This is a genomic window from Vibrio sp. ABH4_348 (assembly GCF_056159765.1).
The window spans coordinates 342,446-360,453 of the sequence record NZ_JBSWVW010000002.1 but is presented as its reverse complement, the minus strand read 5'-3'; the positions used below and the strand labels follow the sequence as shown (position 1 = coordinate 360,453).

Below are 18,008 nucleotides of genomic sequence, written 5' to 3'. Positions count from 1 at the left end.
GCATGTCCTCTGATATTGCACTTAAACTCAATAATCTTTCTCACGGTTTTCGCCTGCCAGATGGCGAGCATATTCAGCTTTTCAAAAACCTTAATGTCCAACTCTTAAGTGGTTCGAGTTATTCCATTGTCGGTCAGTCTGGTTGCGGCAAAACCACACTGTTATCGCTGATGGCGGGGCTCGAACTGCCGGAAAGTGGTGAGGTAAAATACTTCGATAAACAGGCCGCTGTGGCAGTAGCGGAATCAAATCAGTACATTCGTCAAAATAGTGGCTTTGTGTTCCAACAATTCCATTTATTGCATGACTTTAATGTACTAAATAATGTTGCCTTACCGCTCAAGCTGAGAAGTTTGCCTGATGCTGAAAACATCGCGAAAGAATGGCTAGCGAAAGTTGGCCTAGAAAAACGGGTACATCAACCTATCAAGCAGTTGAGTGGTGGCGAACAGCAACGTGTCGCTATTGCTAGAGCTTGTGTTACCCAGCCTAAAATCCTATTTGCCGACGAGCCTACCGGCAATCTAGACCCGAGTATGAGTGAACATGTTTTTGAACTCTTGCTTGAGTCGGCAAAATTAGCCAACTCCACCTTGATTATGGTGACTCATGACCGCTCATTAGCGGAAAAAACGGATTATCGTTTAAGCCTTGAGAATCAATCATTGCATCTATCGGCGAACCAGCTGCTAGCAGAACCATTGCGTGTTGTGGGGGAAGAGTGATGAATTTACTCCAATTATCTGTTGGTGAAGCCAAGCAACAATTGATGAGTCGGCAAGGGGTCTTAGTTTGGTTTTCGCTGCTTTTTGTCAGCTTTTATTTAATTTTGGCCACCATGTTCGGCAGCTCTATTCAGAGTTACTTGACCAAAAATGTCGAAGAGATGTTAGGTGCGGACGCGGTCATTGATGGTTATCAGCCTCTGCCCATTGAGTCGGTAGTTTCACTTTCTAACATGGTGAGTGGAGTTAGTGAAAGTGAGATTTTTGCTTTGACCTTCACCCATCGAGACAAGTGGCAAGAAGCGACGCTTAAAGTCGTGGATGAGCAGTACCCAATTCATGGAGAGATTCAAATTGCCTCTCAGTTAGGAGGAGAAGATCAGTCTTTGTCTCAAGGACCTGCCCGAGGGGAGATATGGTTGGATGAACGCTTACTTGTATCATTGGGAATGAACGTTGGTGAAGAACTAATCCTTGGCTCTGAAACCTTATTGGTGTCTGGCATTTTACTTTTTGAACCTGACCGTTTGTTTGAAGGTCACAGTGTCGAAATGCGGGCGATGGTGAATCGCCGATCTATTGTTGAGCTTCCTCGCCCGGCGACCACACGCTACCGCTACCTGATGGGTGGCAATGACAGTGAGATAGAAATAGTTGAGCAGAATCCATCACTCTGGCAGGGAGCCAATCTGCTAACTCGTAAAGGCGGTCAGCACCCGCTAGCAGGGCTATACATTCGGGTTGAGAACTTTATTGGTCTTAGCAGCGTAATTTTGTTTTTGCTGGGGTCAATCGCTAGTCATTTTAGCTTGAAACCTATGCTCCAAAGTCAAAAGCAACGGATGGCAGTCATGCTGAGCTGCGGAATGACACAAATGCAGAGTGTGCGATTGGCGCTGTATCAATTCCTGGTCAGTTGTGCATTTGTTTTAGCACTCGCGTTCACCTTGTCTTCCTTGGCTGAAGGAACCTTGATGAAGTATTCACAAGGTCTGTTTCCTAACCTTCAATCACAATGGCGCTTACGTGATATTGGGCTAGCAGTCAGCTTGTGTGTGGTATTGTACCTTTCGCAGATGCTGAGCTTTTGGTACCAGTTGGCAAGAGTCAATGTGTCTCAACTTTTGGGTAAGTCCACTCAGTCAAAAGGAGCGAAGGCAATAGGCGCAGCGATACCAGCAATTGGTTTGTCGTGTCTAGTGTGGTTTTATACTGACAATACCTTGCTGACCAGTATCTTGGCGATAAGCTTATTGGTTGGTGCAATTTGTCTGCTTCTAGTAAGTGGTAGCGTATTTTTAATCGCACAAAAATTGGTGCCTAAGCGGTTTGTTCTAGCGGATTTTGCGCTATTTCTCACCAGTTCAAGGATTTGGGTAAAGCTGCCTCAAGTACTTGGGATGGGGATTGCGTTGTTGTTATTTCAGCTGAGTTGGTTTGTAAGCAATGACTTAAACAACGCCGTGGAAAAGGCGACGTCTAGAGTGAATGGCGATTTGTTTGTCAGTCAGGCAACCGTTGACCATGTTGAAGCGCTTCAAGCTTGGACGAATGAAACCAATTCAGAATTGTTGCGTGTTAGACCATTCCAATACGTTTCATTTCTTTCGGTGAATGATGTTGAACTGAGTGAACATGTCACCCAGACCAGTGACAGCTTTTCAGGGGTTCAAAAACCGTTGAGATTGTCTTGGCAGAATGACCTTCCCACCAATAACCAACTTACCGCTGGGAGTTGGTCAGCGGAGAGAGACAGTGAAAATCGATACCAAATTTCGGTGGAATCTGAAATCGCAACTGACCTAAACCTTAATGTGGGTGATGTGTTGAAATTCAGCGTGATTGGCAATCAGTTAGGGTCGGCGCAGCCACAGAACACGTCGACAACAGCTCACAGCAAAGCAGAAATTGAACTTTTGGTAGCAGCAACGCACGATGTTACAGCCGGAGATAGCCCAATTACTTTCTGGTTTCAGCTGATGTTGCCATCGGGTGATAGCAAACCTGACTTTGTGACAAATGAAATGGCGATGGGCAGCTTGAATTTGTCTGAACAAGGGTGGACAGGTCTTACTGAATTCTGGCAACAACACCCGACGTTAAAAATGGTGTCGTTGGCGGAAGTCACAGAGAGAAACCAAAACCTATCTACTTTAATTAGCGTAACCATTCAAGGGTTTGCGTTGTGTGTGTTGGTGATGTCTTGCTTAGTGATGTTGTCTTCAACTTGGTACAACGCGATAGAGGACAAAAAGCGCAGTGGCCTGATGCAAAGCTTTGGGCTATCTCAATCTAAGTTACTGATCATATGCGGCTATGAATGGGCGGTTAAGGCATTAGTAGTGGTTGGAGGTAGCTTCCTTGCGGTGCAAATCGCAGCTGAGCTAACTTACAAACAGCTGTTCAATATGAATTACCAACTGGACGTTATGTTTGCTTCGACACTGTTTGTGGGCTGTATTTCAGTCATCACCCTTATGGGCTTGGTCTTCCAACGCAATACTCTAAGAGTAAAAATCAGGGAGCTATTTGTTAGTTAATTTCAACGGCCTCCTCATCCACACCCCTATGCGAATTATTCGGTAGGGGTGTTTTTGTTTAGTTTCTTTCACGTTCGTTTCACACCTCAAATGAGATAGTCACCCCACTTAAAACACGCCCTTAATAAGGAACGAGTATGAAATTCAGCCATCAATTTTTTTCCCATAACAAGTTAAGTCATTTTGCGTTGAATAGCGTTATTGAAAAGTTGTCACCAAAAAAAATAGCACCAAAAAAACTCGCGCTTAAATCCTTGTTGATTGCAGGTGCAGCAGTACTTTCAATGGATGCTTTTGCAGAAGAGCAAAAAAGAATCCTAATGGTAGTAAGTAGCTACGGTGAACGAAGTGAACAAGGCGAGCTAATCCGACCTGGATATGAGATGTCTGAGCTTGCTCGCGCTTATCAAGTGTTTGATGAAAGTGGGCTTGAAATCGACATTGCCAGCCCTAGAGGCGGGCTGGCGATAGAAGAAGACTACGACAAACAATCTGAAGATGTACAAGCCTTTATTCAAGATGATGCGGCGATGGAAAAAGTCGCTAACACCTTCAAGTTAAGCGCTGTATCGGCTGCCGTTTATGACGCGATTTATATCGTTGGCGGCAAAGGCCCAATGTACGATTTAATTCAAGACCCAGTGTTACAAACCTTGGTTAAAGACATCTATCAAAACAACGGCATCGTTGGTGCCGTCTGTCATGGCCCTGCTGGTTTAGTGAATGTGAAACTCGATAATGATGAATATCTGGTATCGGGGAAACGAGTGAACAGCTTTACCAACCAAGAGGAAACCATTTTTGAATCGAAATGGCGCGCTAATTTCCCCTTTCTTCTAGAAGACCAGCTTAAGAAAAACGGGGCGGTATTTGAGTCGTCGCCGTTTATGTTGGAACACGTCACCGTTGACCAACGTCTTGTCACCGGGCAAAACCCAACTTCAACTTATGGCACGGCGGTAGCTATGGTGGAACAACTCGGTTTGGCTACTCCACAGACAGAGTTAACCAAGATGGAGCAAACGTTTCGATTGGTTAAAAACGCAATTGAACAACCGGAACAAGCGGCATCTCTACTGGATGAAAAAGCACATGCCTTTGACACTAAGTTGGTAACCTTTTGGGGGTTCTTCCAAATTCAAAATGCTAAAGACCAAAATGAGCTAGCCAATGGTGTGGCGTTAACTGAATTAGGCCGACCTTTCTTTACCCGTCCTGTTGTAGATTTTGCTCTAGCAGAAGCATGGGTGAAGCTTGGGAACAAAGATAAAGCGGCGGCATTGTTGAAGTCTTTGCTAGAGGATGAAAAATTTGGCACCAAGTCATCTGAGCTACTAGCCAGTTTATAAACTCGCTATCAAACATTTGGTTCCCACTATCGCGTTCACAGATATCTAGTTCTTGGGTAAGTAAGGGCGTTGAGGCATATACCCAAATAACTTCAAGATAAGAGTTTCAGCGAGAGTTAACTGACATTGAGACAAGGCGTCGATTTGAAGATATAGTTGCCCTACATCAAGAATCGATAACGCAGTATTAAGGTCAGTTAAACTCGCCCTCGGGAGCTCATATTCCGTCCCATTTCTTCGTCAAAGAACTTGGAAAGGACTCGTCATTCCACTGCGTTCTTTTTCTTGAACTGAAACAGAATATGAAGCTCTGAATCCTTCATCTTGAAGTCATTTGGGTATAACACGGAACCTTTGTTCTTCACCAGAAAAACAGATTAGAAAGAAGATGGGGCGTTAGTTTCATCCAATAACAAGTACAAGGAGTGAGTGTGGTGAATCTTTCCATTCTCTTAGTCGAAGATAACCTAGAAATTTGCCGTAATGTTGACGACTATTTTGCCGCAAAAAATGTCACCATTGATTTTGCTTATGACGGTGTCGAAGCCGTCAAACTCGGACTTGAACAGTACTACGATTTGGTGATTCTTGACGGTATGCTGCCTAAACTTGATGGCTTGGAAGTCTGCAAGCTCCTAAGACAAAAAGCGTCGCGTCATATACCCATTATCATGTTAACGGCGCGAGATAGTCTGCAAGATAAACTTGATGGCTTTGAACACGGTGCCGATGACTATTTAACTAAACCATTTGCCATGGAAGAGCTGTATGCGCGAGCATTGGTTCTGGCTAAACGGCATCAAGTAGGCCAGTCGTTTGAATTGCAGGCCGGACCAATTTCTGTGAATACCCAATCTCAGACGGTAATGAGAGAAGGGAAAGCGGTCCAGCTAAACCCAATCCCCTATCAGATTTTACAAGCCATTGTGGAGTCTCATCCTCGACCCTTAAGCCGCTCAGAGTTGACCAAGCGTATTTGGGGAGACGAACCAACGGATTCTGATGCGCTTCGGTCTCATGTTTACCAGCTTCGTAAAGCCATTGATAAACCATTTTCTTACCCGGTTATCAAAACGATTCATGGTATTGGATTTGGTTTGGAGGTCTCCAATGAGTGACAACTTAGCGATAGGTGAAAGGCCGACTAAACCACAGAATAAGCGTTATAGAAGTATTCAGATTCGAATCGGTTTGACCTTCGGGTTTATGATGCTGCTTACGGCATTTCTGTTTGGCAGCATCAGTTTTATCTATGCGTACACGGTGGAAGATGAAATGTTCTATCGGGCCATCAAAGATGAAATAGCCAATATAGAAAATCTGCGAGAGCGCGGTCAGGATATTAGCGCGAATCGAAACGGTTATATGACTCTCTATTCGAGCGTAAATGACCTACCTGAAGCGTTACAACAGATACTTGCCGAAGAGCCTAATCGAAACGAGTTTTATGAGCCTAGCGGGCGAGCTTACCACTGGATGACACTGACCACAGGTGAGTATCTTGTAGCTGATGTTACCGACAGGCTCGTGGTTCGAAATTCGAAAGGAAATGTCGGGGTGTTTTTGCTGGTCATGTTTGGCGTTGTTTTGGTGGCCCTGATCAGCCTAATAGCTTTCTTAATGTCCAAGTGGATGACCAAGCCACTCAATCGACTGGTTGAAGATATAAGCGGTGTGCCTAACGTTATGCCACCAGCAGGTTTTTCAGGTAAATATCAACAAAACGAGATTGGAAGATTGGCGAGTGTATTCGACCTTTCATTGCAACGAATTAATGGCTTCATCAAGCGTGAGCGGAGCTTTACCCGTGATGTCAGCCATGAGGTAAGAACGCCTACAACGGTAATTTCAGGTGCTTGCGAGTTGATGAAAAGAACTGAGTTATCAACAGAGCAATCTGAATTGCTCGGCAGAATCGAATTATCACATCAGCAGCTAACTCAAACTCTCGAAGCTCTATTGGAGTTAGCGCGAGAGAAAAAACAAGACACAGTTGAAAGCTATGCCGTTATCGAGCTGGTGGAAGATTGCATTATCCTGCATCACCAAAAAATTGCAGACAAAGCGATCGAGATAGAGTTGGAAATACCAACGGATTTGCATTGTCAGCTGCCCAAAGGTGCACTAAAAGTGCTGCTATCGAATTTGGTTTCCAACGCGTTTAATCACACCCAATCTGGCATTATCACATTCTCGACCGAACAAGAGGGCAATGAGTTGTGGTTATCAGTGAAAGATAATGGTGATGGGATTGACCAAGATATTCTCGATACCGTTTTGGAAGCCGGAGTAAAATCCAGCCAGAGTAAGGGGATGGGACAGGGACTTTCCATTGTGAAACGACTCTGTGAGCACTTAGAGACCCAATATCAGCTAAACAGCGACAGTAAAGGCACTGAGTTCAAAATTCAGTTGCGTTAACTAATATCGGAGACAGTTTCAATGAACATAATGGGCAAGATAGACGGTTATAGCTGGCGAATGACTAAAAAAGCAAACCAGTTATCCCTTGAAATTGCGGACGATTTTTCCATTGAGCCAGAGGACCTGCCCTTAGTTGGCTTTGGTTGCGCGGGTTGGGTCTATGAACGCTCTGAGATTGATTTGACTGAAAAGGAATTTGTGGAGCTAGCTTTTGAGCATTTCAAACAAGGCAAGCTTAAATATCTACCCACGGTAACTTGTGCCTGTAGTGATTTGTGAACTTTAGAACAGAGGTTAGGGCATGTTGACCTTTCGAGCTGATTTTTGCAGCAGTTTGTGGGTTCTTTATACAAGGCAGAGGCTTTGATGTGTAGTTATTCTACTCGATAAGCCGATAACGCCGTAGAAAGGAGCCACAACCGCTGCCCGTAGGGTTCGGCTAAAAGCGTTTTACTCTTTGTTGAGAGGTGTTTTGCTTAGAATGACTAGGCTACAAACCTCTCGCCGCGATTAAAACGCTTTTATCTCGAACAAAATTTAACCTCGAAAGGTCAACACGCCCTAGTTACTAAAAATCATTCTCATTGCAACGAAAGCGAAATGCCTTTATCTTAACTCTATGATTACAATAGATTATCCACATGAAGTATAAGTGGATTTAACTTCGCGAGTTGTCAAAAACATGAATACCCCAGTGCCAAAACCCATGACGGTTGTCTCTAACCACGTTCTGACCGATAACATGAATCGCATCGTATTACGCGGTGAGGACGTTGCCGATTTCCCAGAAAATGTTGAAAGCGGTTATATAAAGCTTTTGTTCAACGAACAAGGCGGAACGGACATCTCTTCTGTGCCTGAAGGAGAGCGTCCAATCATGCGCACTTACTCGATTCGTTCAATAAATCGGGAAAGCAATGAGATAACAGTCGATTTTGCTCTGCACCAAACCTCAGATCCTAAGTCAGGCTATGGCTCTCGTTGGGCAACTAGTGCTAAAGCGGGTGATGCAGTAAGTATCTTTGGTCCTGGTCGTTTATTACCAATTCCCGAAGATAAATCTTGGTATTTGTTTGCTGTTGATATGACGTCCCTTCCTGCGGCATCAGCAAAGCTTGAGTTATTGCCACGTGATGCGGCTGGCGAAGCCTTTATCGAAGTGACTTCAGAAGCTGACATTCAAGATATTGATGCGCCAAAAGGCATTAAGCTTAACTGGTTTGTGCGATCTGCAGATTCATCATTGGCAGAGAAAGTGACTCAAGTGGAATGGCGTAATGATGATGTGTACGCATGGTGTGCATGTGAGTTCAATGACATGCGCGCGATACGCCGTTTTCTGAGAAATGAAAAGGAACTCGCCAAAGACGACTTATACATCAGCAGTTATTGGAAAGAAGGTGTCACCGAGGAAGGGCACAAGGTTGCCAAAATGGCTGACTTAAAAGAGAACGACTAGTTCTTCCCGTTAGTATGGAAAATTAAAACGCATTGCAAATAACGCAATGCGTTCTTTTACTGAGTTATATTTGATTGCTCGTCTGATCATTTCAGCTTTGCTTAAACTAGATTGCCAACCAGAAAAGCAAAGATGCCTCCTGCAACAAAGCTTCGGGTGTGAAAATGTTCTTTACCTGCCTGCGCATATTGTTCTGCTAGTTGTTGATGATAGCTCTTGATCGCAATTTCTGTGATGTAGTGGCTTTGCATAATCTGTTTCCTTACTCTTGTTAATGTAGGGTTAGCTTAAAACCTTAACTTAAGTTTAGGTCAACAGACTTTTTGCAGTTTTTCCGGATTTTAGGGCAATAAAGTTTTAATTAGATATAAAAAAACCAGCTTACTGCTGGTTCATTTGATAGCGCGTGGTCACAAGGCAAACCGCGGGTTTTTGGTCGGTGAGAAACGCTTGCTTACCGGGAATACGCTTTGCAGTTAACACCATGGTGTCTGAATTTAGCTTGCCTTGAAAGTCCCATTTACTGAACGCTTCATGACGTGCGTCAGCACAATTCGTTTGTAGAAGGTAGCTTTCAGTGACGGTTGCTTGGCACTGGCCTCGTTTGTTTTCCACCCCGTGAAAAGTCATGTGACTCGCACGATCTCGATAGTCGGTAACGGCAATAGAAGTAAACAATTGGGCTTCATCTATTCTACTGGCTTGTTCTAACATACGGTGCGGGTTGAGCTTCAAGCTTTTTGAAGCAAGCTCTGTTAGCAGTTCTTCGCACGGGACAGAGTACTTACTGGCAATGCTATCCATAGAGGTAGTTTGGCGCTGGGTCTCTTCGGCAACGGAAGGCATTGCTGCTGAAAGCAATCCCCAGGAAGCAAGAATAGAGATGATTGCTTGTTTATTCATGAAAGGCTCCGACGAGTTGAGATGGCAAAAGTTAGTGATGAGGTTTCATCTCAACGACAACAAATTCGACGTTATGGATAGTACCATTCTCTTCGGTCAAACTAACGGTAATGGTCTCACCATCAACCAATCGATTGGTTAGGTTAGTGAACATCAGGTGATAGCTATCCGGCTCAAAATCAAATCTCCCGTTCGCAGGTACCACCACTTTCTCCATCTTACGCATCGCCATTCGGCTTTCGCGTAGAAACATTCTATGGAATTCAGTGTGCTTTGCTGATTCGGTAGATACCGAAGTGAACACGATAGGCTCGTCCGACTCATTTATTAGAGTGAGATAGCCGGAACTCACCTTGATACCGGGAATTGTGGCTTGTGCACGGGCGTTTAACACTGAGAGATTTTCAGATAGAGCTATTACTTCGCCTTTACCAGCGAAATCGGGTTCAGCATTGACGTAAAAAGTCACGTAAAAATGGCGCAGGATAAATCCTAGCGCCATTACGAAAACTAACCCTAAACCGAACGTCAAATGACGGTTCATGAGTTTTCCTTCATTAGATGTGCATACTTGGCAATGGTACGCTCAATTTGAGCCGCAAGCTCGGTTGGTGTTGTGCTGTGGCTCATTGAATCAATCAAATCACCATCTGGCGCAATTATGTAGAAGCGAGAGACGTGGTCTACCGTGTAGTCCAGTACCGATTCTTCCATATCCACCAAATCGTAGTAAACGCCATAGTTGGCAGTCAGCTGATCGATTTCTTCTTTAGTACCTGTCAGGCCAAGAATACGCGGGTCAAAGTACTGGGCAAAGGCATGTAAAGACTCTACATCGTCACGACTAGGGTCGACACTGATAAAGAAGCCTTGTACGTCATTGCCGACGCTTTCTGGCAACATCTTAAACGCGGCAGACATTACGCCAACCGAAGAAGGGCAAACTTCCGAACAGTTTAAGAATCCGAAGTAAAGTACTGCAACTTGGCCTTGGTAATCTTCTAGATTGATATCACCCAGAGCACTGTTGAGTTGGAAGTTTCCACCCAACTCATCAAACTGCTTTGGACGTTCGCCAATAGGCACTGTTGTGTTTTCAACATACAGCGCGATGACAATACCAATCATCAAAGCCCCGAGAATCAGGGCTATTTTTACTGGGTTTTTGGTCATGACAACCACTCAGCAACGGATTGAACTAAGATCAACGCATGTTCGGCTTGTGACAAAGGCATGTGTGTGAAATCAACAGAAATCAGTACACAGAACAGCATGATACAGACGATTGAAAGTAGCATAAGCTGTTTGCCCCATTGCTCAGTGGGCATTTTTTCAAAGCCGACTTTAGCAATGTACAACCAATACAAGCTGACTAATCCCATGCCCAATGCAAACCAACTGCCAGCGTAACCGTGGTAGCTGAGTGCCCAACAGGCAACAGCAAAGGCAACGATATAGCCGATGATATGAGAACGCGCTTTCGCAACGCCTTCTTGGATTGGCAACACAGGAATGTTAGCGGCTTTGTAATCTTCGAATCGGTAGATTGCAATCGCGTACGAGTGCGGGATCTGCCAAATACAGAATGTCACAAACAAGATTGCTCCGCCGATATCCAGTTGATGGGTTACCGCAAAGTAACCGATCACTGGAGGACAAGCGCCAGACAAGCCGCCGATCAACGTACCGTGGACTGATTGACGCTTGTAGTACAGGCTGTAGAAACCGACATATACCACAAAACCAAGCACACCAAAGGCAAAAGCTACCAAAGACGTAAAGAAGTACAGAGTAGCGAAACCCGCCAAACCAAGTGCAAACGCAAATAGCAACGCGTGAGAAACGGGAACCAGTTTCTGAACCAGTTCTCGATTACAGGTACGCTGCATTACGGCATCGATGTCCTTATCAATGAAATTGTTAAAGACACAACCAGATGCCACGATGAGCGATGTGCCGGCGCAGACCGCTAAAAATAGCAGCCAATCAATCTGGCCCTGAGAGGCCAGAAAGAATCCACCAGCCGCGGCAACTAAGTTGCCACGAATGATGCCCGGTTTGGTGAGTCGTAAATAGTGCTTGAACATGATGACTTCCGGTTAGTGTCCCATGAGCATGTTGTGGTTTAGGTGTTGCATAATCCACAAAGAGCCAACAAGAACGATGGCCACAATGACCACAGTAAACACCGCTGTGATTATGTTCCAAGCTTGCTCAGAGGAGGTGTTCATATGTAAGAAGAACACCAACTGAACCAAGATCTGCGCAACGGCACAGATTAGGATAACCACAACTTTGGCTGTTGGAGAGCCGATGTCTGCCATTACCATGGCAAATGGAATCATCGTCAAAACAACAGAGTAGATAAGACCCAGAACGTATTCTTTTACGCTGCCGTGAGCTTGACCGCCGTGAGTATGTTCAGAAGACATTACATTACCCCCATCAAGTAAACGACACTAAATACACAGATCCAGATGATATCTAGGAAGTGCCAGAACAAGCTAAGTAGTGCTAGACGCGTTTTGTTTGCGGTAGTGAAACCATCGCGCTTGAAGTGGACGAACAACAGTAACATCCAAATCATGCCTGCGAATACGTGCAAACCGTGCGTTGCAACTAGTGCGTAGAATGAAGACCAGTATGCGCTTGAATCAAACGTCGCACCGGCTTGGCTGAAGTGATAGAACTCGTAGAGTTCCATGATCAAGAAGCCAAGGCCCAGAGCAAAAGTGATCCACAGCCACTTCAACATGCCCTTCATGTCTTTGTTGTGCTCTTTCAGCATAGCCATGCCGAAAGTAAAACTACTTAGTAGTAGCAAGGCGGTACCGCCTGCTACAAACCAAAGGTTAAACAATTCGCTAGGCTCGATTAAGCCTGCAAAGCTGTTTGAGTACACCGCAAAGACGGCAAATAGAGTACCGAATAACAAACAGTCGCTTAGGATGTAGACCCAAAAGCCAAAGATGTCGTCACCGGCGGTATCATGATGATCGTGATCATCATGATGGTCATTAACGTGAGTATTTGTGCTCATTATTACTCCTCAATCCTCATACCGTTTGTGCAGAGCCGTTAGACTCGGTTTGAGAGTTGAAATGCGGGTGATCTTGTTTAACGCGCTCAAGATGAGGGCCTTCAATCGCTTCGACTTCATCGATCTGTACGTAGTAGTCTTTATTGCGCTCGAAGCTATAGGCAATCCAAGATACAACCATACCTAGGAAACCAACAATCACCATCCACCAGATGTGCCATACGAAGGCAAAACCGAATACAAGAGAGAATGCACTGATAACTACACCTGCCCAAGTATTTTTAGGCATGTGAATCTTCTTGTAGCGCTCAGGTTTTTGGTAAGCGATACCGTGCTCTTTGTTGTACTGGTGCTCATCGCGATCGTGGATCTTAGGTAGCGTCGCAAAGTTGTAGAACGCTGGTGGTGAAGACGTAGCCCACTCAAGAGTACGGCCGTTCCACGGGTCACCAGTTGTGTCCATGTTGTCTTTGCGGTCGCGAATACTGATGAAGATCTGCCAAACTTGCGCAGCCACACCAAGCGCGATAATGCCAACACCTACCGCAGCAATCCACAGCAGTGGAGCCCACTCAGGGTTGTCGATAGTCGCTAGACGACGAGTCATACCGTTGAAGCCAAGTACGTATACTGGCATGAAGGCAACAAAGAAGCCGACAGTCCAAAGTACACAAGAGATCTTGCCCCATTTTTCGTTAAGCTTGAAACCCGTCGCTTTCGGGAACCAGTAAGTGAAACCTGCGAAGTAACCGAATAGTGCACCACCGATGATTACGTTGTGGAAGTGCGCAATTACAAACAAACTGTTGTGAAGAACAAAGTTTGCTGCTGGTACCGCTAGCATTACCCCTGTCATACCACCAATTGTGAAGGTGATAAGGAAGGCACAGGTCCACCACATACTAGCTGTGAACTCAACACGGCCTTTGTACATGGTAAATAGCCAGTTGAATATCTTAACCCCGGTGGGTATCGATATGATCATGGTGGCTATACCGAAGAAGGCGTTAACGCTGGCCCCGGCTCCCATGGTGAAGAAGTGGTGTAGCCATACGATGAACGACAGAACCATGATGGTCGCGGTAGCCCATACAAAAGACGTGTAACCAAACAAACGCTTACGAGAGAAGGTCGATACAACTTCTGAGAAGATACCAAATGCTGGCAAGATCAGAATGTATACTTCAGGGTGTCCCCATGCCCAAATCAGGTTCACGTACATCATGACGTTGCCGCCCATGTCGTTTGTGAAGAAGTGGGTACCAACATAACGGTCTAGCGTTAGAAGCGTAAGCGTTACAGTTAGGATAGGGAAAGCAACAACGATTAGCGCGTTTGCACATAGAGAAGTCCATGTGAAGATAGGCATTTGCATTAGCTTCATGCCTGGTGCGCGCATACGCAGGATGGTCACAACAAAGTTAACACCCGTTAACAAGGTACCGATACCTGATATCTGCAATGCCCAAAGCCAATAATCGACCCCGACCCAGGGACTGTATTGCATTCCTGAAAGTGGCGGATAAGCCAACCATCCCGTTGCCGCAAATTCACCGATGAACAGTGATGCGTTGATTAGGAGAGCACCTACAACGAATAGCCAGAAACTCAATGAGTTTAGGAATGGGAATGCTACGTCACGAGCACCAATTTGTAGAGGAACGATAACGTTCATCAAGCCGACTACAAATGGCATCGCTACGAAGAAGATCATGATAACGCCGTGTGCGGTAAAGATCTGGTCGTAGTGCTCAGGAGGAAGATACCCTGCGTCTATCGTATCCAGCGCTTGCTGGGAACGCATAAGAACGGCATCTGAGAAGCCGCGGAACATCATGACCAAAGCCACGATGATGTACATGATACCTATTTTCTTATGGTCAACAGACGTAAACCACTCGTTCCATAGATACGCCCATTTTTTCTGGTAGGTAATGAAACCCACTAATGCCAGACCGCCAAGAATGGCAGCAATCATTACTGGCAAAATAACCGGATCGTAATACGGGATTACGTCCCAATTCAGTTTACCGAAAATTGGATCCGGCTCGGCATGAACATCGCCTTTATAAGCCATTTTGGACTCCTGAATGTTTCTCAATAATGTCTTTGAATTTCAACGGATCAACAGTCGAGTAGTACGTCACCGGGTGCGGCGCGCGAATTTGTTCTTTCTCGTTATCCACCAAAACTTGGTAGCTCGCATCGTTAAGAACCTGCTCTGAGTTCTTCACTTTGTCGATCCATTGTTCGAATTCTACGTCGTCAACAACATGCGCTTTAAAGTGCATGTTTGAGAAGCCAAAACCACTATAGTTTGCTGATAAACCACGGTAGATACCTTCTTCAGCCGCGATCATATTCAAGCGGTTTTCCATACCAGCCATCGCGTAGATCTGGCTACCTAGCTGAGGAATAAAGAAAGAGTTCATCGTAGTGTCGGATGTAACTAGGAATTCAACTGGACGGTCAACAGGGAAAGCCAGTTCATTTACCGTCGCAACTTGCTGCTCAGGATAGATAAACAACCATTTCCAGTTCATCGCAACAACTTGAACCGTTAAAGGCTCTTTGTCGGATTTAAGTTCCTGTCTCGGGTCTAGGGAGAAAGAGGTTACATAAGTGACATAACCTAGAGCCAAGATGATCAGACATGGAACAGCCCAAACGATGACTTCAATCTTCGTTGAGTGCTCCCAGTTGGGTTTGTACTCAGCTTTAGTGTTTGACTGGCGATACTTGTAAGGAAAGTACACGCACATAAACAACACTGGTACGATGATAATTGCCATCAGCAGAACGGAAATGATGATCAATTCCTTCTGTGCTTCGCCGATTGGGCCTTTAGGGTCGAACAGCACCATGTCGGTACTAAACACTAAGCCAATCATTGCGAGGACAGCGACTGTAAGCAATATCAATGTAACCTTAACGTTACATCCTATTTTCATTGTTCCTCCCCGGAAACTTTAGAGTCTTACATAAATCAAGATACAAAGTTAAAAAGCATTTTAGATATTTTTTAATCTGCTTTTCACCCGCTAACAGTTGTCTGAAATTCACTGTATTTAACATTTTTGCAATATAATCATTACATTATGATAAATGCTGATAACATCCTGTGTCACAAGGGAATAATCAAAAAACATTTACTCTTTTAGCTTCGGTGCGAATTAAAAAGGTCATGGCCTTAATAAGCAAGTATTTTAGCGAATTAATTCCCCAAAATTTAATCTAGGTTTTTGTCGGTTTGTTTCCAAATTTTTCTGACTTGCTACTACCTCTGTGACGAAATGAACTGGCTATCTACTAAATTGTTGATTAAAAAGAATTAATGCCTTGTTCATTTTGGTCCAACGCAAACATAATCCCCTGCTTTAGTTGTGGATAAAATTATTGCCACGATTATATTGTGGTTATTTCACCTGTCTGTAATCGAATGTTAAATAACCATGTTTTTTTTGTGGTATATATCTGTTTGGTTTTTGCATTTTATTAGTGTAGTTGCATCCACAAATATAACCATAAAATCGTGGTGGTTATATTTCGGTTAAAAACTAACGCTTACAAAAATAATGCACTTTATTGCTTATCTGGTTAACTTTAAATAACCGTTACTCTGATGTACGCAAAATTCCATAATAAAGTTCAACCTTATTTTAGAAGATGGGATGTTAAAAAAGGTTTAACTTATTGAATTTTTAGAAGAGTTGACTTGGTGTAAAGGCGGTGGTGTTTTAACAAATCGTGGCGAAGTACTTTGTCTCCATGAGGTGGTTACGGCATACTAGCCGCAATGTCGACCAACATTGATTTCATATGAAAGAAATTGGTTTCTCAAGAATCGTTCTGCTATATCTTACCACCTTAATTGTTATCTCAGCGGTGAGTGCAGCTTGGTACCAGCGAGTTTTATACAGCGAGCAGCACAATCAAATTGCTGAGGAAGCACAAAGCGTTAGCGGATACTTCAACAATCAGCTAGAGCGTTACCACCACATCCCTCAGCTGTTGAACAGCCATTATCAGATTCGCAATGCATTACAAAATACCAGGGAAATCAATGCGCTGAACTTACTCTTGCTTGATATCGCAAAGACAAGTGGTGCGAGTGAGGTGTACGTGTTAAATCGTCAAGGTGATGTCGTCGCGGCAAGTAATTTTCAAAGTAAAACAAGCTTTGTTGGTGGCAACTATGCGTTTAGGCCGTATTTTTACCAAGCAATGCAGGGCGAACACACTAAATACTATGCCTTGGGGTTACGCTCTGGCGAGCGTGGTGTGTTTTTTTCATCACCGATAATAGTCAATGACGACATCATTGGCGTTGCCGCAGTGAAGGTAAACATAAGTAAGTTTGAACAAGACTCAGAATGGCTTTCCGGGGCGACCAGTACCAAGTTTATGGTGTTTGGTCCCGATGACATCATTTTTATGTCCAGCTTTCCTTACTGGCGTCTCAAACAACTAAGAATGGTGAACCAAGTCTCATGGGATGAGATCCAAAAAAGCCAACGTTATTTGAATTTGGAACGCAGTACTTTGAAAGAGTCTAAGCGCATAGATTGGTTTAGCGAATTGCCGGTTTGGCGGATCCAAACTAATGATCAATCACTTGGATCATTTCTGTATGGCGAAGCAAGTTTGCCTTTGCTTGATTTAGAGTTAGTCATGCTTGCGGATACCGATGCGTTGTTGTATCAACAATTCACTATGTTGGGTTGGGTAGTGTGCGGCTACTCAGCGCTTTTTTGGGTTTCGTTGTTTCTTTATCGCAGAGTCACAGGTTATCGCCAGTTGTTGTACACGCGAAATGCGTTGGAAAAAGAAGTCATCGCTAGAACCAGCGAGCTGGAATCGGCGCACCAAGCCTTATTGCAATCAGCTAAACTCGCCACCATTGGCCAGATGTCAGCATCCGTAAATCATGAGATTAACCAGCCATTGAGTGCCATCAATGCTTATCTGGCGAGCTGTCGTCGACTCATCTACAAAGAAGAGTTTGATAGTGCGGTCGCAACACTTAACACGGTTGAATCTATGGTTGAGCGGGTTCATAAAATAGTGGGCCAGCTGAAACAGTTTAGTCGCACCAATACGGATTCACTGTCTTGGTGTAAGTGGTCAGATTGTATCAACGGCGCCATGGTGGTCGTCGGGCCGCAAATCAACCAGCACAAGGTGCAAGTTTCGGTGCAGCCCTTTTCTGGTTTGGTGTGGGGCGAGCAACTCAAGTTAGAACAAGTGTTGGTGAATTTGCTATCGAATGCAGTAGATGCAATGCAACATCAGGCGAATAAGCGTATCGACATTAGCTTTGAATCAGAGGTCGACATAGTGAACATCCACGTGGCAGACAGCGGCACAGGGATCAGCGGCCAAACTATCGATACTATCTTCGAGCCTTTTTTCACCACTAAATCTGAGAATGGTCTTGGTTTGGGGCTCTCGGTTTCGCGAAGTATCTTAGAGTCATTTGGTGGCACACTACTTGCCTGCAACAACGCCAATGGAAAAGGGGCCACGTTTACCCTTAGACTAAAGAAGCAGCCAATTCACCAATAGGCG

The 18,008-nt window shown here is 44.6% G+C and carries 17 protein-coding genes; 8 read left to right on the top strand and 9 right to left on the bottom strand.

Features of this window, described 5'->3' with window-relative positions; genetic code table 11:
* Positions 1 to 2 precede the first annotated feature (2 nt).
* The 7 genes from ACXAFJ_RS15340 (at position 3) to ACXAFJ_RS15310 (ending at position 8,497) form a co-directional block, all read left to right on the top strand.
* Positions 3 to 725 (top strand): ABC transporter ATP-binding protein, encoded by a 723-nt coding sequence (locus tag ACXAFJ_RS15340; RefSeq protein ID WP_475324630.1) that lies wholly within the window; start codon positions 3 to 5, stop codon positions 723 to 725.
* Entirely contained in the window at positions 725 to 3,265 is a 2,541-nt protein-coding gene (locus tag ACXAFJ_RS15335) for an ABC transporter permease (RefSeq protein WP_475324628.1), read from the top strand. Before ACXAFJ_RS15340 ends, ACXAFJ_RS15335 begins: the two co-directional genes overlap by 1 nt.
* Positions 3,266 to 3,402: 137 nt before the next feature.
* Complete coding sequence (locus tag ACXAFJ_RS15330; protein ID WP_475324627.1) at positions 3,403 to 4,614, top strand: type 1 glutamine amidotransferase domain-containing protein; 1,212 nt, start codon at positions 3,403 to 3,405, stop codon at positions 4,612 to 4,614.
* 434 nt (positions 4,615 to 5,048) lie between these two features.
* Positions 5,049 to 5,732, top strand: a complete 684-nt coding sequence (locus ACXAFJ_RS15325; RefSeq protein ID WP_475324625.1) for a response regulator transcription factor — start codon at positions 5,049 to 5,051, stop codon at positions 5,730 to 5,732.
* Positions 5,725 to 7,035 carry a sensor histidine kinase gene (locus tag ACXAFJ_RS15320; protein WP_475324624.1) on the top strand — a complete coding sequence of 437 codons (1,311 nt, stop codon included), beginning with the start codon at positions 5,725 to 5,727 and terminating at the stop codon, positions 7,033 to 7,035. Before ACXAFJ_RS15325 ends, ACXAFJ_RS15320 begins: the two co-directional genes overlap by 8 nt.
* Positions 7,036 to 7,056: 21 nt before the next feature.
* A complete protein-coding gene (locus ACXAFJ_RS15315; RefSeq protein WP_475324623.1) occupies positions 7,057 to 7,317 on the top strand; it encodes a hypothetical protein in 261 nt (86 codons plus the stop codon).
* A 373-nt stretch (positions 7,318 to 7,690) separates the two neighbouring features.
* Positions 7,691 to 8,497 carry a siderophore-interacting protein gene (locus tag ACXAFJ_RS15310; RefSeq protein ID WP_475324621.1) on the top strand — a complete coding sequence of 269 codons (807 nt, stop codon included), beginning with the start codon at positions 7,691 to 7,693 and terminating at the stop codon, positions 8,495 to 8,497.
* Positions 8,498 to 8,598: 101 nt separating this feature from the next.
* Here the strand turns inward: ACXAFJ_RS15310 and ACXAFJ_RS15305 are convergent, their stop codons facing one another.
* The 9 genes from ACXAFJ_RS15305 to cyoA all read right to left on the bottom strand — a co-directional run bounded on the left by ACXAFJ_RS15305 (position 8,599) and on the right by cyoA (position 15,391).
* A complete protein-coding gene (locus ACXAFJ_RS15305) occupies positions 8,599 to 8,748 on the bottom strand; it encodes a hypothetical protein (protein ID WP_475324620.1) in 150 nt (49 codons plus the stop codon).
* Positions 8,749 to 8,878: 130 nt separating this feature from the next.
* On the bottom strand, positions 8,879 to 9,400 hold the full coding sequence (locus tag ACXAFJ_RS15300) for a hypothetical protein (protein ID WP_475324619.1): 522 nt from the start codon (positions 9,398 to 9,400) through the stop codon (positions 8,879 to 8,881).
* Positions 9,401 to 9,431: 31 nt separating this feature from the next.
* Complete coding sequence (locus ACXAFJ_RS15295; protein ID WP_475324617.1) at positions 9,432 to 9,944, bottom strand: copper chaperone PCu(A)C; 513 nt, start codon at positions 9,942 to 9,944, stop codon at positions 9,432 to 9,434.
* Complete coding sequence (locus ACXAFJ_RS15290; protein ID WP_475324616.1) at positions 9,941 to 10,573, bottom strand: SCO family protein; 633 nt, start codon at positions 10,571 to 10,573, stop codon at positions 9,941 to 9,943. Before ACXAFJ_RS15290 ends, ACXAFJ_RS15295 begins: the two co-directional genes overlap by 4 nt.
* On the bottom strand, positions 10,570 to 11,487 hold the full coding sequence (gene cyoE / locus ACXAFJ_RS15285) for a heme o synthase (RefSeq protein ID WP_475324615.1): 918 nt from the start codon (positions 11,485 to 11,487) through the stop codon (positions 10,570 to 10,572). Before cyoE ends, ACXAFJ_RS15290 begins: the two co-directional genes overlap by 4 nt.
* A gap of 12 nt (positions 11,488 to 11,499) precedes the next feature.
* On the bottom strand, positions 11,500 to 11,832 hold the full coding sequence (gene cyoD, locus ACXAFJ_RS15280; RefSeq protein WP_475324613.1) for a cytochrome o ubiquinol oxidase subunit IV: 333 nt from the start codon (positions 11,830 to 11,832) through the stop codon (positions 11,500 to 11,502).
* Positions 11,832 to 12,440 carry a cytochrome o ubiquinol oxidase subunit III gene (gene cyoC, locus ACXAFJ_RS15275; RefSeq protein WP_475324612.1) on the bottom strand — a complete coding sequence of 203 codons (609 nt, stop codon included), beginning with the start codon at positions 12,438 to 12,440 and terminating at the stop codon, positions 11,832 to 11,834. Before cyoC ends, cyoD begins: the two co-directional genes overlap by 1 nt.
* A 16-nt stretch (positions 12,441 to 12,456) precedes the next feature.
* Positions 12,457 to 14,517 carry a cytochrome o ubiquinol oxidase subunit I gene (cyoB, locus tag ACXAFJ_RS15270; RefSeq protein ID WP_475324611.1) on the bottom strand — a complete coding sequence of 687 codons (2,061 nt, stop codon included), beginning with the start codon at positions 14,515 to 14,517 and terminating at the stop codon, positions 12,457 to 12,459.
* The gene (gene cyoA, locus ACXAFJ_RS15265; protein ID WP_475324609.1) at positions 14,507 to 15,391 is read right to left on the bottom strand and encodes a ubiquinol oxidase subunit II; all 885 of its coding nucleotides are present in this window, start codon (positions 15,389 to 15,391) and stop codon (positions 14,507 to 14,509) included. The genes cyoB and cyoA overlap by 11 nt, the downstream gene beginning before the upstream one ends.
* Before the next feature lie 868 nt (positions 15,392 to 16,259).
* Here cyoA and ACXAFJ_RS15260 point away from each other — a divergent pair.
* Positions 16,260 to 18,005 carry an ATP-binding protein gene (locus ACXAFJ_RS15260; protein WP_475324608.1) on the top strand — a complete coding sequence of 582 codons (1,746 nt, stop codon included), beginning with the start codon at positions 16,260 to 16,262 and terminating at the stop codon, positions 18,003 to 18,005.
* Positions 18,006 to 18,008 lie beyond the last annotated feature (3 nt).

Coding starts and splice junctions, on each gene's coding strand:
- ACXAFJ_RS15260 (WP_475324608.1), top strand. CDS start 16,260: ATGAAAGAAATTGGTTTCTCAAGAATCGTTCTGCTATATCTTACCACC.
- cyoD (WP_475324613.1), bottom strand. CDS start 11,832: ATGTCTTCTGAACATACTCACGGCGGTCAAGCTCACGGCAGCGTAAAA.
- cyoB (WP_475324611.1), bottom strand. CDS start 14,517: ATGGCTTATAAAGGCGATGTTCATGCCGAGCCGGATCCAATTTTCGGT.
- cyoC (WP_475324612.1), bottom strand. CDS start 12,440: ATGAGCACAAATACTCACGTTAATGACCATCATGATGATCACGATCAT.
- ACXAFJ_RS15320 (WP_475324624.1), top strand. CDS start 5,725: ATGAGTGACAACTTAGCGATAGGTGAAAGGCCGACTAAACCACAGAAT.
- ACXAFJ_RS15290 (WP_475324616.1), bottom strand. CDS start 10,573: ATGACCAAAAACCCAGTAAAAATAGCCCTGATTCTCGGGGCTTTGATG.
- ACXAFJ_RS15340 (WP_475324630.1), top strand. CDS start 3: ATGTCCTCTGATATTGCACTTAAACTCAATAATCTTTCTCACGGTTTT.
- ACXAFJ_RS15305 (WP_475324620.1), bottom strand. CDS start 8,748: ATGCAAAGCCACTACATCACAGAAATTGCGATCAAGAGCTATCATCAA.
- ACXAFJ_RS15300 (WP_475324619.1), bottom strand. CDS start 9,400: ATGAATAAACAAGCAATCATCTCTATTCTTGCTTCCTGGGGATTGCTT.
- ACXAFJ_RS15330 (WP_475324627.1), top strand. CDS start 3,403: ATGAAATTCAGCCATCAATTTTTTTCCCATAACAAGTTAAGTCATTTT.
- ACXAFJ_RS15295 (WP_475324617.1), bottom strand. CDS start 9,944: ATGAACCGTCATTTGACGTTCGGTTTAGGGTTAGTTTTCGTAATGGCG.
- ACXAFJ_RS15335 (WP_475324628.1), top strand. CDS start 725: ATGAATTTACTCCAATTATCTGTTGGTGAAGCCAAGCAACAATTGATG.
- ACXAFJ_RS15315 (WP_475324623.1), top strand. CDS start 7,057: ATGAACATAATGGGCAAGATAGACGGTTATAGCTGGCGAATGACTAAA.
- cyoE (WP_475324615.1), bottom strand. CDS start 11,487: ATGTTCAAGCACTATTTACGACTCACCAAACCGGGCATCATTCGTGGC.
- cyoA (WP_475324609.1), bottom strand. CDS start 15,391: ATGAAAATAGGATGTAACGTTAAGGTTACATTGATATTGCTTACAGTC.